The 13192-nt window shown below is 73.7% G+C and carries 13 protein-coding genes; 9 read left to right on the top strand and 4 right to left on the bottom strand.

Annotated elements, in window-relative coordinates; all coding sequences use genetic code 11:
• Nucleotides 1–40: 40 nt before the first annotated feature.
• Nucleotides 41–1261, bottom strand: a complete 1221-nt coding sequence (locus CHF15_RS11910) for a threonine synthase (protein WP_089223697.1) — start codon at nt 1259–1261, stop codon at nt 41–43.
• Between the two features lie 67 nt (nt 1262–1328).
• On the opposite strand from CHF15_RS11910, the gene CHF15_RS11905 reads away from it, so the two are divergent.
• Both CHF15_RS11905 and CHF15_RS11900 read left to right on the top strand, forming a co-directional pair.
• Nucleotides 1329–2240 carry an alpha/beta fold hydrolase gene (locus CHF15_RS11905; protein ID WP_179279755.1) on the top strand — a complete coding sequence of 304 codons (912 nt, stop codon included), beginning with the start codon at nt 1329–1331 and terminating at the stop codon, nt 2238–2240.
• Between the two features lie 43 nt (nt 2241–2283).
• Nucleotides 2284–2805, top strand: a complete 522-nt coding sequence (locus CHF15_RS11900) for a GNAT family N-acetyltransferase (RefSeq protein WP_089223695.1) — start codon at nt 2284–2286, stop codon at nt 2803–2805.
• 131 nt (nt 2806–2936) lie between these two features.
• Here the strand turns inward: CHF15_RS11900 and CHF15_RS11895 are convergent, their stop codons facing one another.
• Nucleotides 2937–3137 carry a hypothetical protein gene (locus CHF15_RS11895; RefSeq protein WP_143681553.1) on the bottom strand — a complete coding sequence of 67 codons (201 nt, stop codon included), beginning with the start codon at nt 3135–3137 and terminating at the stop codon, nt 2937–2939.
• 257 nt (nt 3138–3394) lie between these two features.
• Nucleotides 3395–4309, bottom strand: coding sequence for a LysR family transcriptional regulator (locus CHF15_RS11890; protein ID WP_089223693.1), 915 nt, complete (start codon nt 4307–4309; stop codon nt 3395–3397).
• A 148-nt stretch (nt 4310–4457) separates the two neighbouring features.
• Here CHF15_RS11890 and CHF15_RS11885 point away from each other — a divergent pair, with 148 nt between their 5' ends.
• From CHF15_RS11885 to CHF15_RS11875, 3 genes are all read left to right on the top strand, one after another.
• Entirely contained in the window at nt 4458–5303 is an 846-nt protein-coding gene (locus CHF15_RS11885; protein WP_089223986.1) for an EamA family transporter, read from the top strand.
• Nucleotides 5296–6129 (top strand): S1 RNA-binding domain-containing protein, encoded by an 834-nt coding sequence (locus CHF15_RS11880; RefSeq protein WP_089223692.1) that lies wholly within the window; start codon nt 5296–5298, stop codon nt 6127–6129. Before CHF15_RS11885 ends, CHF15_RS11880 begins: the two co-directional genes overlap by 8 nt.
• Before the next feature lie 156 nt (nt 6130–6285).
• Nucleotides 6286–8175, top strand: coding sequence for an FHA domain-containing protein (locus CHF15_RS11875; RefSeq protein WP_179279754.1), 1890 nt, complete (start codon nt 6286–6288; stop codon nt 8173–8175).
• 9 nt (nt 8176–8184) lie between these two features.
• Here CHF15_RS11875 and CHF15_RS11870 read toward each other — a convergent pair whose 3' ends face one another.
• Nucleotides 8185–8532 (bottom strand): ArsR/SmtB family transcription factor, encoded by a 348-nt coding sequence (locus CHF15_RS11870; protein WP_018560147.1) that lies wholly within the window; start codon nt 8530–8532, stop codon nt 8185–8187.
• Between the two features lie 83 nt (nt 8533–8615).
• Here CHF15_RS11870 and CHF15_RS11865 point away from each other — a divergent pair, with 83 nt between their 5' ends.
• The 4 genes from CHF15_RS11865 to CHF15_RS11850 all read left to right on the top strand — a co-directional run bounded on the left by CHF15_RS11865 (nt 8616) and on the right by CHF15_RS11850 (nt 13185).
• Nucleotides 8616–9944, top strand: a complete 1329-nt coding sequence (locus CHF15_RS11865; protein WP_089223690.1) for an MFS transporter — start codon at nt 8616–8618, stop codon at nt 9942–9944.
• Between the two features lie 215 nt (nt 9945–10159).
• Nucleotides 10160–11068 (top strand): hypothetical protein, encoded by a 909-nt coding sequence (locus CHF15_RS11860; protein WP_179279753.1) that lies wholly within the window; start codon nt 10160–10162, stop codon nt 11066–11068.
• Between the two features lie 75 nt (nt 11069–11143).
• A complete protein-coding gene (locus CHF15_RS11855; protein ID WP_089223689.1) occupies nt 11144–12625 on the top strand; it encodes an MFS transporter in 1482 nt (493 codons plus the stop codon).
• Nucleotides 12622–13185, top strand: coding sequence for a TetR/AcrR family transcriptional regulator (locus CHF15_RS11850; RefSeq protein WP_179279752.1), 564 nt, complete (start codon nt 12622–12624; stop codon nt 13183–13185). Before CHF15_RS11855 ends, CHF15_RS11850 begins: the two co-directional genes overlap by 4 nt.
• The last annotated feature ends 7 nt before the right edge of the window (nt 13186–13192 follow it).

Genomic DNA, 13192 nt, shown 5'->3' with positions numbered 1-13192 from the left:
CCGGACGCCGCCGGGCGGGACGCCCGGCGGCGGCGCGGACTCAGGGGATGCGGTCGGTGAGCTCCAGAATCGGCGGATCGACCCGGAACGTCTCCGGGTACTTGGCCGCCGCCCCGGTGTTCAGCACCACGACCTCCTCGTCGCCGGACAGCCACCCCTGCTCGCGCAGGACCCGGACCGCCGACAGGGTCGCCGCGCCCTCCGGGCACAGCAGGGCCCCGTCCGCCGCGGCGCACCGGTCGCGGTCGGCGAGCAGCTCCTCGTCGTCGACCGCGACCGCCCGGCCCCCGGTCTCGTACAGCGCGTCCAGGACGAGGAAGTCGCCCAGCGCCTTGGGCACGGTGATGCCGAAGGCCACCGTGCGCGCGTCCTGCCACGGCTCACTGGTGCGCTCGCCCTTCTCGAAGGCGCGCACGATGGGCGCGCATCCTGAGGCCTGCACGCTCACCAGCCGGGGCATCGGCCCCCGCAGCCACCCCAGGGCGCGCAGTTCGAGCAGGGCCTTGTGAATGCCGATGAGGCCGACACCGCCGCCGGTGGGGTAGACGATGACGTCGGGAGCGCGCCAGCCGAGCTGCTCGGCGATCTCCAGACCCATGGTCTTCTTGCCCTCGATGCGGTACGGCTCCTTGAGCGTCGCCGCGTCCATCCAGACGCCGGGCTCGGCGGCGATCTTCTCCGCCACCAGCCGGCCCGCGTCACCGATCAGGCCGTTCACCAGATAGAGGCCGGCCCCCGCCGCGGCGCACTCGGCCCGGGTGATCGACGGCGCGTCCGCCGGCATCGCGATGAGCGCTTCCAGGCCCGCCCGTGCGGCGTAGGTCGCCCACGCCGCCCCCGCGTTGCCGTTGGTGGGCATGGCGATCCCGCGCGCGCCCAGTTCGAGCGCCCTGGCCACGCCGACGGCCGCGCCCCGCGCCTTGAAGCTGCCGGTGGGTATCAGCCCCTCGTCCTTCATCACCAGCCCCGGCACGCCGATCGACGCGCCGTACCGCGGCAGCGGCACCAGGGGCGTCATGCCCTCGCCCAGGGTGACGACATGTGCCGGATCGCGTACGGGCAGCAGTTCGTGGTAGCGCCACAGGGTCTGCGGGCGGTCCGCGAGGTCCGCGGGCGTGAGCGAGTCCCGGACCCGGTCCAGGTCGTAGCGGGCGAGGAGCGGCGATCCGCAGGCGCACAGGTTCTGCACCCGGTCGGCGTCGTGGCGGCGGCCGCACCGCGCGCACTCCAGATGCGTCAGCGCACTGAATGGCAAGGTCATGATTCCCTTCATACCTCGCCGGGTGCCTAGTATGGAAAGGCGTCGCATGCGCGGCGCACGAGGTGCCATGGACGATGTGACGACCGGCCTCCCGTCCGAGGAACGCCGCGAGGGCGAGGTGGTCACCAACGACGGCGTGCGCCTGCACTACACGGAGGCCGGCGCCGGGGAACCCCTCGTCCTCATCCCCGGCTTCGCGCAGAGCGCCGCCGAGTTCGGCCCGCAGATCGACGGGCTGAGCAGCGGCCGCCGTCGCGTGATCGCACCGGACAACCGCGGGCACGGCCGATCGGGCAGACCCGGCCACGGCTACCGGATCGCACGGCTGGCGATGGACCTCCGCAACGTCCTGGACGCCCTGGCCCTGCGGGACGTCAGCCTGCTCGCCCACTCCATGGGCTGCCAGGTCGTGTGGTCCTACTGGGACCTCTTCGGCGGCGAGCGGATCGCCCGCCTCGTCCTGGTCGACCAGCCGCCCGTGATCTCCTCGATCCGGGCCGGCGCCGGGGACGAGGCGCCGCCCTCCGCGGTGTTCACCCCGGAGATGTCCGAGGGCATCGTCGCCGGGCTGCGGGGTACGCCCGAGAGCGCCGCCGCCACCTCACGCGCCATCGTCGGCATGCTGCACGGCCCGTCGCTCCCGGACGCGGAGGTGGAGTGGCTCGTGGAGCAGAACCGCCTCTTCCCGCCGCAGCACGCCGCCGCGCTGCACCTGGACCACTGCGGGTCCGACTGGCGGGACGTCCTGCCGCGGATCGACGTCCCCACCCTCGTCATCGGGGGTGAGCTGAGCTTCTTCCCGCCCGGGACCACCGAGTGGGTCGCCTCCCTCATCCCGGGCGCGCGGGCCCGCGTCTTCTCCGCGGCCGAGGGCGGCAGCCACCTGATGTTCCGGGAGAACCCGGCCCTGTTCAACCGAATCGTGGCCGGCTTCCTCGACGAGCCCGGCACGGGGACCGGCTCCGGACGGCCCGGATAATCCGGGTGCGGCCGGCTCGCCACGCCTGATATCCCTTCGTGCCATGAGTGATCTCGCGACAGCACGGCTCGTGCTCCATCCGATGACCGCGGCCGAGGCCGAGCGCGTGCTGGCGGGCGAGCCGGACGACGCCGCCCGCTGGGCGCCCGGATACCCCGGCGACGGGGATGTGTTCGCCGCCCGGCGCCTGCTGGAGACCTTCGCGGGCCCCGGCGATCCCCGGCCGTTCGGCAACTACGAGATCCGCCGCCGCGAGGACGGCCGGACGATCGGCGGCATCGGCTTCCACGGCGCCCCGGACGACAACGGCGACGTCACCATCGGCTACGGCCTCGTCCCCTCGGCGCGCGGCAGCGGATACGCCTCCGAAGCCCTGCGCGGACTGCTGCTGTTCGCGCGGGAGCGCGGCGTCACCCGTGTGAAGGGCGACACCGACCTGGACAACATCGCCTCGCAGCACGTCATGACCGCGGCCGGCATGCGGCCGGCCGGACAGGACGAACGCCTCAGGTACTTCGCCATCACCTTGACCGGCGCGAGCGCGGACACCGGCCCGCGCTCCTGAGCGTCACGGGCCCGGCGCGCTTCGCCCCGTGCGGGCAACTCCAGGACGTCCTCGCGCAGATGGGGACGGACATCGTCATGCGCCGGTAGGCGGCGACGCCCAGGGCGAGGCGGCGGGGCCGGCGGCGGGCGTCAGTCCTGCGGCCGGCGGTTCCGCAGCCGCGCGAGCTCCGCCGGCCACCGGCTCCGGCGGTCGCCGACCGCCTCGTCGCCCTCCGGAGCGGGCACGGGCAGCCTTACCGATTCGCAGTACGCCTTCCACGCCTGGTACCAGTTGGGTGCCAGGACTGCGGCGAGCATGATGAGCGGCACGAGCACGGCGGATATCAACACGGCTGCTCCCTTCCGTGCGGCCGTCGCGCCGTCGGGGGCGCGAACAACGGTCGGTGGAAGCTGGTCCGCCGACCGGACCGGATGAAACGGGCTCCGTCCGTTATCGTCCTCCCGGCCGCGTCGAACGCAAATCGAGTGAACCGCCGCAGCCCGTGGCGCTCCTGGTCACACCGTCCTCGCGAGGTCGCGACGAGGGCCGCGGCCCCGCCGCCCCCGATGCTCCGAACGGATGACGCGACGGGACCCCTGGCCAGAGGTCATGGCCGCCGTGGACGGACCCCGTCCCGGGTCCCTCCGTCACCCCGGTAGAGCTCCATCGCCAGCGCGACGGCCGCGTGCGTGGCCGGGTGCGGGTCGTGGCGGCGCCAGATGAGGTGCACGGGTACGGGGGCGGCGTCGCGCAGCGGGCGGTACACGATGCCGTCGCGGCGGTACTGGGCGGAGGTGGACTGCGGAGTGACGCCGACGCGGCTGCCGCTGGCGATCGCGGCGAGCCAGTCGTCGATGTCGTGGGTGTACTCGACGGCGGGCCGGGAGTCCTCCGGCCACAGGTCCGGGCTGGTCGTGCCGGTGCGCCGGTCGACGACCAGCGTGCGGGCGGCGATCTCGGCGAGGCGGACTCCGCGGCGCCGCGCCCAGGGGTCGTCCGCGGCGAGGGCGACGTAGCGGGGTTCGTGACCGACGAGCGCGTGGGACCAGCGGTCCAGGTCGACGGGGGCGCGGACGACCGCGAGGTCGCACAGGCCCTCGGCGAGTCCGGCGGTGGGGGTGTTGTGCCGGATGAGCCGGAGCTCGACGCCCGGTTGGCGGTCGCGCCAGACGCGCTGGAACTCGGTGGTGCGCCGGCCGAAGGCGGACCAGGCGTGGCCGACGCGCAGGCGCGTGTGACCGGTGGCGGCCTCTCCGACGAGTTCGTCGACGCCGGCCAGCAAAACCCGGGCCCGGGCGAGGACCTGCACGCCCGCGGTGGTGGGGGCGACCGTACGGCTGGTGCGGTGCAGCAGCCGCACGCCGAGGACGCGCTCCAGGGCCAGCAGGTTGCGGGAGACCGCCGCCTGGGAGAGGCCGAGGTCGAGGGCGGCGTCGGTGAAGCTTCCCGCGTCGACGATGGCGACCAGGCAGCGCAGGTGCCGGAGCTCGAGCCCGAAGGCCCCTCCGCGGTGCTCGTCCATGCGTCCAGCGTATCGATCGTGCGGCGCATGCATTTCGCGTATGGCCCCCGGCGGCGGGACAGTGGCCCGCATGACGATGCAGACCTCCGGCGACGTCGCGCCGGCCGTCCAGGCCCCGGCCGCGGGACGCCTCGGCGGGGTTGCGCTGATGCTGGGCAGCGGCCTGTCCAACCAGGTCGGCGCGTCCGTCGCCGCGCTGGCGTTCCCCGTGATCGGGCCGCTGGGCGTGGTGGCGGTCCGCCAGTGGGTGGCCGCGGCGGTTCTGTGCGGGGCGGGCCGGCCCCGGATGCGGTCCTTCACGGCCGCGCAGTGGCGCCCGGTCCTGGCCCTGGCGGCGGTGTTCGCGGCGATGAACCTCTCCCTCTACACCGCCGTCGACCGCATCGGCCTTGGCCTCGCCGTCACCCTGGAGTTCCTCGGGCCGCTGGCGGTGGCCCTGATCGGCTCGCGCCGCCGCACCGACGTGCTGTGCGCCCTCGCCGTCGCGGCCGCCGTGGTCGTCCTGACCCGCCCCGAGCCCTCCACCGACTACCCGGGCATCGGCCTCGCGCTGCTCGCCGCGGCGTGCTGGGCCTCCTACATCGCGCTCAACCGCGTCGTCGGCGGCCGGCTGCCCGGCCTGCAGGGCCCGGCCGCCGCCGCTGCGGTCTCCGGCGCGGCGTACCTGCCCGCCGGTGCGCTGGCCCTGTGGTGGCATCCCCCCACCGTCACCGCGCTGGCCTGCGCCGTCACCGCCGGGATCCTCTCCTCCGCCGTACCGTTCCTGTCCGACCTGCTGACGCTCCGCCGGGTCCCGCCGCACTTCTTCGGCGTCTTCATGAGCGTGAACCCGGTCTTCGCCGCGCTCGTCGGCCTGGTCGTCCTCGACCAGCGGCTCGACGCGGCGGCGTGGACGGCCACGTTCGTGATCGTCGCCGCGAACGCGACCGCGGTCGGCACGCGCAAGGCCTCGCCAACCGCCCCGCCCGGCGGCGAGACTGTCGCGCATGGGTGAACCTTCGGACGACCAGGCATGCAGGGCGTTCTTGAACCGGATCCGCGTCGGCGACCTCTGGGGCGGGACGGCGGTGGAGGCCACCCACCGCGGGGTGACGGTGACCCTGGACGGCTTTCCGGCGCGTCCGCTGGGCACGGTGGGGTCACTGGACGGGTCCTGGATCTGGCGTCCTGATGTCGTACCCGGGCAGCGGATCACCGCCCGGGTCCTGTCGGTAGACGTGGAAGCGGCGCAGGTGTCGCTGTCGACGGCCGGCACCCTGCACCCCGAGTTGTGGTCGTTCCTCGCGTCACTGCGCCCGGGCGAGCGGATGACCGGCACGATCGCGTCGATCGAGCGGTTCGGGGTGTTCGTGGCGCTGGACGACGGCCCGGACCACCCGGTCTTCCCCGGCGTGGGGTTCATCACCGTTCCCCAACTCTCCTGGCGGCATTTCGAGGACGCTTCGGAGGTCGTCCGGGTCGGGGAACGCGTCACCTGCGAGTTCCTCCAGTTCGACACGACGAACGGCGAGGCCCGGTTGTCGCTGAGGGCGACCCTGCCGGACCCCTTCGCGGAGTTCGCCGATCGGACGGCGGTGGGCCGGACGCTTCGCGGACGGGTCACCAAGCTCGTCCCGTTCGGTGCCTTCGTGGAGGTCGCGGACGGTGTCCAGGGGCTGGTGCACCTCGGCGAACTCGCCGACGCACCCGTCAACGCGCCGGAGGACGTCGTCAGGACCGGTGAACGGATCACCGTCGTCGTGACCGATGTCGACCGTGAACGGCGCAGGCTGCACCTCTCCCTGCGGCGGGTGCCCGCGGCCCGTCGATCCGCCGGATGACGGAGGCGGCCGGGTCTCCGGGGGCGTAGCCGGCGGCCGTGCGGGGGGTGGTTCCGCGACGCGTTGCGCCGGGGGTGTTTCCCGCGGTGGGCGGGTTGGGCAGCCAGGGACTGTGCGTGCGTTCCCCGGGGTTCGTTGACACGAGATGAGGGACCAATGCCTCCTGAGATAGTCGGGCGTCGAGGCGCGTTGGCAGGGGAGAGGTTCGGGATCGGCGACAAGCCCGTCACGTTCGGGCGCAAGGCCGGGAACACGGTGGTGATCGCCAGCGTCAGCGTCTCCCGCGTGCACGCGGAGGTGCGCCGCGAGGGTCACGGCTTCGTTCTCTACGACCGGGGGAGCAGCAACGGGACGCGGGTCAACGGGGAGCCCGTGACGTCCCACGTGCTGCAGCCGGGGGACGAGATCGCCATCGGCGACGAGACCTTCGGCTTCGAGGCCGCCGACGCGATGGAGACCATCCTCGACCTCTCCCTGCTGGAGGCGCTGATGCCGCCGGCGGAGCCGGAGGAGCCCGGACCGGTGCTGAAGGTGACGGTGGCGGGCGGCGGTCCGGTGGGCCTGGCGTTCGCCCTGCTGCTGGAGAACCTGATGGGCCGGCGGGTCTCGATCACCGTCCACGACAGCCGCTGGACGCAGGAGGGGGACCGCGTCGTCTGGAAGGACGAGGGGCAGGGCAACGTCCGGCGGCAGCAGGTCGTGACGGTGCAGAGCCGGCAGTATCTGAACCTGCCCGAGGAGGTGCAGGCCCGGCTGTTCACGGAGGGCACGTACACCGAGATGTGGCCGGCGGGCCCGGACTCGATCCGCGGTTTCAACCCGCGCAACATTCGCATCGCCTACGTCGAGGACACGCTGCTGGACCTGGCGAACGCCAAGCGCGACCGCATCCGCCTGGTCCCCGCCCGGTTCGACGTGGCCGAGCAGAAGGAGGCGGTGGCCCGGGACCACGTCCTGGCGATCTGCGAGGGCGGCCGGTCGCGCACGCGCGAGCACTTCGCCGCCAGGTTCGGGACCCCCGACACGTCCATCTACTCGCTGGACGGGGAGCACCTCCAGGACGTGGTGCTGGGCCTGCGCGTCAAGTCGAGGCTCTCCGACCCGATGACCGTCCTGCTGACCGTCGCGCAGAACCGCTTCCTCCTCAACTCCCTGCGCGGCGAGGGCTTCCTGAACATGCGGCTGACCGACGCCGAGGCGCGGGAGGTCGTCGGGATCGACCCCGTGCGGCAGGTCTTCGAGCAGTGCATCGCCTCCCGCCCCTGTGTGATGAGCCGCGACGGCCACGGGGACTTCCACTGCTCCACCCACAGCACGTTCTTCCTGCCCGCCCTCATCAAGGGTTCGGCGCTGTGGCAGCGCATCAAGGAGGGCCTGGCGCTCTTCGACGTCGACGAGCAGGACCTGAGCGCGATCACCGCCTTCCGGCTGGACATGGTGCAGCGCCCGCGCTTCACGGCGCGCCTGCACCCGGCGACCGCGGCCGGCCCGGGGACGTACGGGTTCCTGCTCGGGGACGCCGCCAACGCCATCCACTTCTGGCCCGGGCGCGGTCTGAACAGCGGCCTGGCCTCGGCGATCTCGCTCGCCCGGACACTGAGCGGCACCTGGCGCGGCAGGGCGCTGCGCGACGCGGACTTCGTACGGCACGAGGCGGCGATGTCGATGCTCCAGTACCGGCACAAGAGCCGCGCCTGGAACGCGATGATCACCACCGACGAGAACGGGGTGGGCCAGGCGATCAAGGACAAGATCGCAACGAGCATCGAGGAGTCCGCCGCGGGCAAGCCGGACCGTGCGGCCGACGTCGACGCCCTCATGGAGCAGCTCCGCGCGATCCGGGAACGACTGGCCCCGCGCATCGCCGGGATGCCCGACGACTCCGTCCTGCGCGAGCGTCTGGAGACCCTCGGGAGCGAGACGCTGCGCACCCTGCGGGACAGCGGTCCGTGGGACACCGTCACCGTCGGCGGCGAGGAGGTCGACATCGACATCTTCTACCAGGACGCGCGGGCCGCCTCGGGCACGGCTCCGGTGGGCGGCTGAGCCGCCGGGTCAGAGGTCGATCGGTCCGGGCGGTGCGGCGCCCGGCTCGTCGACGACGGCGGTGATCAACCCGGGGAAGCGGCTCTCCAGGTCCTGGCGGCGCAGGCTGACCAGGCGCTGCCGGCCGTGCGGGTCGTTGCGGATGACCCCGGCCTCGCGGAGCGTCTTGAGGTGGTGGGAGAGCGTGGACTTGGGGATCTCCCCGTTCACGGGCTGGCAGGCCGACCCCTCCAGGGGACGGTCGGCCAGGCGGCGCACCAGATCCAGCCGCGAGGGGTCGCTCAGCGCGAAGAGCACGTCGGTCAGCACCAGGTCCGCGGTGTCGGGGTGCGGCAGCTCCCGGGGGGCTCCAGTCATGGTTCGATAATAGTTGAACAATCGGCGGATGTGTGTTTACCCTCGAACGGTTCGATATTTTTGGAACCGTTCGGAGAACCGATATGCACACCCAGCGCCCCGTGAGGCGGATGCCGCGTCCGGTCGGCTTCTGGTTGCTCGCCGCCACCCTGCTCGCCTTCCTGGCCGCCTCCAGCGCGCCCTCCCCGCTCTACGTGGTCTACCAGCACCAATGGGGTTTCTCGCCGATCGTGCTCACCACGGTCTTCGCGGTCTACGTGCTCGCGCTGCTGGTGGCGCTGCTCACCGTCGGAGGGCTGTCCGACCACGTCGGCCGGCGGCCGGTGCTGCTCGCGGCGCTCGTCGTCGAGGCCGCGGCCATGGTCGTCTTCCTCGCCGCGGACGGCGTCGGGGCGCTGTTCCTCGCCCGCGTCCTGCAGGGTGTGGCGACGGGCGCGGCCGCCGGGGCCATCAGCGCGGGGCTGATCGACCTGCAGCCCTCGCCCACCTCGCCCCTCGGCTCCCTGCTGAACACCGCGGCCCCGGCCACCGGGCTGGCCGCCGGGGCGCTGGGCGCGGGCCTGCTGGTGGAGTACGCCCCGGCCCCCACCCGCCTGGTCTTCGTGGTGCTGACCGCCGTTTTCGTGGTGCTGGCGGCGCTGGTGCTGTTCCTGCCCGATCCCGTCTCGCCGCGCCCGGGGGCCTGGGCCTCGCTGCGGCCCCGGGCGGCCGTGCCGGCGCAGGCCCGCCGCACCTTCCTGGCGGCGACGCCCTGCCTCGTCGCCACCTGGGCGATGGGCGGGCTCTACCTCGCGCTCGGCCCCTCCCTGACCGCCGGGGTGCTGCACCTCGGCAGCCACCTGGTCGGCGGCCTGGTCGTGACCACCCTCTTCGGTGTGGCGGCCGTCGCCTCCCTGGTGGTCCGCGACGTGACGCCGCAGCGGATGATGACCGGCGGCTCGGCGGTGCTCGCCGCGGGGACCGGGCTCACGCTGCTCGCCCTCGCCGGGCCCTCCACGACGCTCTTCTTCGTCGGGACCGGGCTCGCGGGCTTCGGCTTCGGCGCCGCCTTCCTGGGCGCCTTCCGCTCCCTGGCGGCACTGGCCCGGCCCACGGAGCGGGCGGAACTGTTCGCGTCGGTCTACGTCGTGAGCTACCTGGCCCTCAGCGTCCCGGCCGTGCTGGCCGGGCTCGCCGTTCCGTCCTTCGGCCTGCACGACACAGCGATGGTGTACGGCGCCGCGGTGGTCCTGCTCGCGCTGCTCGCGGCCGTCTCGGGAGCCGTCGTCCGCAGGCCCGCGGTCGTGCTGCCGTCCGCGCCCGCCGCGCCCGCCGCGCCCGCGTCCGCGGGTGAGTCCGCCGCGGGCACCGGCCGGTACGCCGTGCCGGCCGCGGCCTCCGCACCGGACCGCGGGCCCGGGTCGGGCAGCTGACCCCGCTCCGGGCGGGGCGGGTGTGTCCCGTTCCGCCCGGGCCGGGCGCACGCGCCGCGGGTATCGTGGAGACAGCCCGGCCTGCCGCATCCGATCAGGCGTCCGCGTGCCGGGAACGCGGCCGTACGGGATGGCGGCCATGGGTGCTCCCACGACAACCCCCTCCATCGCGGAGGGTGCTGGTCGCTGCTCGGTCCTGATCCGGACGGGCGGTCATGGCTGACGCCGCGTCACGCGCCGAGGAGCAGGTCGCCCGCGTACGCGACGACCCCGCCGCGCGCTACGCGCTGGCGCGGGAGTTCTACCGCCTCGCCGGCGGGCCCCGCCGCCACTACGGCCACGCCGAACTCAGCTTCATGCGCTGGTCGCTGGCCCGCGGCGTACTGGCACCCGAGACCGCCGACCCACCGGGCAGCCCCTGGTGGCGGGCCGTCAACGAACGGCTCCTGCGCGACAAGGCCGAGGCCCAGTTGCTGGCCACGGGAGCCGCGGGCACGCCCGGCGCCCGCAGCGTCGAGTTCTGGCTGGACTTCATCCGCACGCCCGAACCCGGCCGCTGGTACCGCGCGCACAACGCCAGCATCGTCGCCGGCTACCTGCGGCACGAGGAACTGGCCGCCGCGGAACTGCAGGTGGAGCGGTTCATGATGAACGTCGCGCTGCTGCGCGTCCTGTTCACGCACGCGATGCTCGCGCGCCCCCGGCTCGCGCTCGGTCCGCTGGCCGTGTTCGGCCCGCTCATGGCCGACCCCCGGCACCGGGCCGTCCAGATGTACCTCGACCTCGGCCGGTCCTTCCCACCCGGGTACCCGGTCACCACGCCCGTCGAGGACACCGTCCTCGACGAGCACGCCCTCGCCCGCGTGCTGGACTACGGGGTGATCGCCCCGCGGCTGTCCGGTCTGTACGCGTTCTCCGCCGCCTCACTGGAACAACCGCGGCTGCCGGCCCTGCTGGACGACGGCGTCCCGGCCTACGCGTGGCCGCACGCGGACCGGCGGATCTGGTACGTCGGCAACACCGGCCGGCACCTGCGGGCCATCGCCCGCCTCACCGGCGTCCGCCTGCGCTGGGACCCCTCGCCGCGGACCCCCGCCCGGCGCGGACCACGCAGGTTCACGTAGGCCCGCACCGGGGCTGAGTTGTCATCGGCTGATGACTACACTTGATGACATCGTTTGATGACATCAAGGAGAGTCGTGGAGAACCCCGCAACGGGAGAGCCGCGGTCCGGGCGGCAGCGCGCGCTGGTCCCGGTCCTGATATCGCTCGGCTTGCTGGTCGCCGTGGTCAGCAGTCTCGGCGCCCCCCTGGTACCGACCGTCGCCGCCGAGGAGCACGTGTCCCTCGGCGACGCCCAGTGGTCGCTGACCGTCACACTCCTCGTCGGCGCGTTGGTGACACCGGTGATGGGCCGGCTGGGCGACGGGCCACGCCGCCGCGCGGTGATGCTCGGCGCCCTGGTGGCGGTGCTGACCGGCTGCGTCCTGGCGGCGCTTCCGCTGGGCATCGGCTGCCTGTTGACCGGACGGGCGCTGCAGGGCATCGGACTGGGACTCGTCCCGCTGGCGATCGCCACCGCCCGGGACGCCCTGCCGCCCGAGAGGTCCCGCCCCGCGGTGGCCATGCTGTCGATCACCACCGTGGCCGGGGTCGGCCTCGGCTACCCGGTCACGGGGCTGATCGCGCAGTCCTTCGGGCTGTACGCCGGCTACTGGTTCGGAGCGGCGGTCAGCGCCGCCGCGCTGGTGGCCGCCGCCCTGGTCCTGCCGCCGTCCCCGAGCCGCCCCGCGCCGCGCCTGGACGTCGCCGGTGCGCTGCTGCTCGGCGGCGCCCTCGCCGGCCTGCTGCTCGCGCTCGGCGAGGCCGAACTCTGGGGCTGGTCCTCGTGGCGGCTGCTCACCCTGGCCGGCATCTCGGCGCTGCTGCTCGGTGCCTGGGTCGTACACGAGTCCCGGACCGCGCAGCCGCTGGTCGACCTGCGGCTGATCAGGGACCGCACCGTGCTGACCGCCCATGTGACGGCGCTGGTGGCCGGTGTCGGGATGTACCTTCTGGTGTCGTTGGCCACCCGGTTCGCACAGACGCCGCGCGCGGCCGGCTACGGGTTCGGGGCCTCCGTGGCCGTGACCGGGCTGGTGCTGCTGCCGTACTCCCTCGCCAGCACCGCCGCCGGCCGGATCGTGCCGCTGCTGGTCCGGCGGGCCGGCACCGCCCTGGTGCTGCCGGTCGGGTGCGCGGTCTCCCTGGCCGCCGTGCTGGCCTTCGCCCTGGCGCGCGGACAGCTGTGGGAGCTCTTCGCCGTCATGACGGTGGCCGGCTTCGGCATCGGCTGGATGTTCGCCCTGCTGCCCGGGCTGATCGTGGGCTCCGTACCCGCGCACGAGACGGGCAGCGCGATGAGCTTCAACCAGGTGCTGCGCTACGTCGGCTACTCCACCGGGAGCGTGCTGAGCGCCACCGTCCTGCAGGCCCACACCGCCACCGGCCACGCGCTGCCCACGGGCGACGGTTACCGAACGGCCGCCCTGCTGGCCTGCGCGGTATGGTTGGCCATGATCGTCGTGACCGCGGTCCTGCCGCCGCGACGCCGGCGTGGCGCGGTCGCAACTCCCCTGCCGGGGGCGGCCGCCGGGCCCCGGACGCCGGACGAGGACGTGGCGCAGGAGGTGATGCGGTGACCGACGGCACGCCGTCACGCAGGCGGGACTCAGCGCGCAGCCGCGAACTGCTGCTCCAGGCGGCGGGCGAACTCTTCAGCGAACGCGGCTTCGACCGCACCACCATCCGCGACATCGGGGAGCGCGCGGGCGTCGACCCCGCGCTGATCGCCCGGTACTTCGGCAACAAGAGCGCCCTGTACATCGCCGTGGTGCGCGCCGAGATGGGTGACACGCCCCCGCCCGACCTGCTCGGAGCCGACCGTCTCCGTTCGCTCTTCGAACGCAGGAACCGGCGCAGCGCGGGCCCCGTCTTCTGGTCGGCCGTCCAGGCCCACGACGACCCCGCGGTGCAGGAGGCTGCCCACGCCCAGCTCTACCTCCGCCTGGTCGACCCGCTGCGCGAGCGGTTCGCCGGCAAGGGACTGGACCGTCCGCAACTGCGGGCCGAAGTGGCGACCGCCGCTTTCCTCGGGGTGCTGCTGGCCCGCGGCGCGGGAACGCTCGACGAGCTCGCGGCGGTGGATCTGGAGGAACTGCTGCCCCTGGTTCAGGAGACCCTGAGGACTCTCGACTCCTGACGGCGGC

This window comes from Actinacidiphila glaucinigra, from assembly GCF_900188405.1.
Taxonomy (GTDB): Bacteria; Actinomycetota; Actinomycetes; order Streptomycetales; family Streptomycetaceae; genus Actinacidiphila; species Actinacidiphila glaucinigra.
Note: the sequence above shows the minus strand (reverse complement) of the source record. Positions and strands in the feature narration are given on the sequence as shown.

Coding starts and splice junctions, on each gene's coding strand:
- CHF15_RS11910 (WP_089223697.1), bottom strand. CDS start 1,261: ATGACCTTGCCATTCAGTGCGCTGACGCATCTGGAGTGCGCGCGGTGC.
- CHF15_RS11905 (WP_179279755.1), top strand. CDS start 1,329: ATGGACGATGTGACGACCGGCCTCCCGTCCGAGGAACGCCGCGAGGGC.
- CHF15_RS11900 (WP_089223695.1), top strand. CDS start 2,284: ATGAGTGATCTCGCGACAGCACGGCTCGTGCTCCATCCGATGACCGCG.
- CHF15_RS11890 (WP_089223693.1), bottom strand. CDS start 4,309: ATGGACGAGCACCGCGGAGGGGCCTTCGGGCTCGAGCTCCGGCACCTG.
- CHF15_RS11885 (WP_089223986.1), top strand. CDS start 4,458: ATGCTGGGCAGCGGCCTGTCCAACCAGGTCGGCGCGTCCGTCGCCGCG.
- CHF15_RS11880 (WP_089223692.1), top strand. CDS start 5,296: ATGGGTGAACCTTCGGACGACCAGGCATGCAGGGCGTTCTTGAACCGG.
- CHF15_RS11875 (WP_179279754.1), top strand. CDS start 6,286: ATGCCTCCTGAGATAGTCGGGCGTCGAGGCGCGTTGGCAGGGGAGAGG.
- CHF15_RS11870 (WP_018560147.1), bottom strand. CDS start 8,532: ATGACTGGAGCCCCCCGGGAGCTGCCGCACCCCGACACCGCGGACCTG.
- CHF15_RS11865 (WP_089223690.1), top strand. CDS start 8,616: ATGCACACCCAGCGCCCCGTGAGGCGGATGCCGCGTCCGGTCGGCTTC.
- CHF15_RS11860 (WP_179279753.1), top strand. CDS start 10,160: ATGGCTGACGCCGCGTCACGCGCCGAGGAGCAGGTCGCCCGCGTACGC.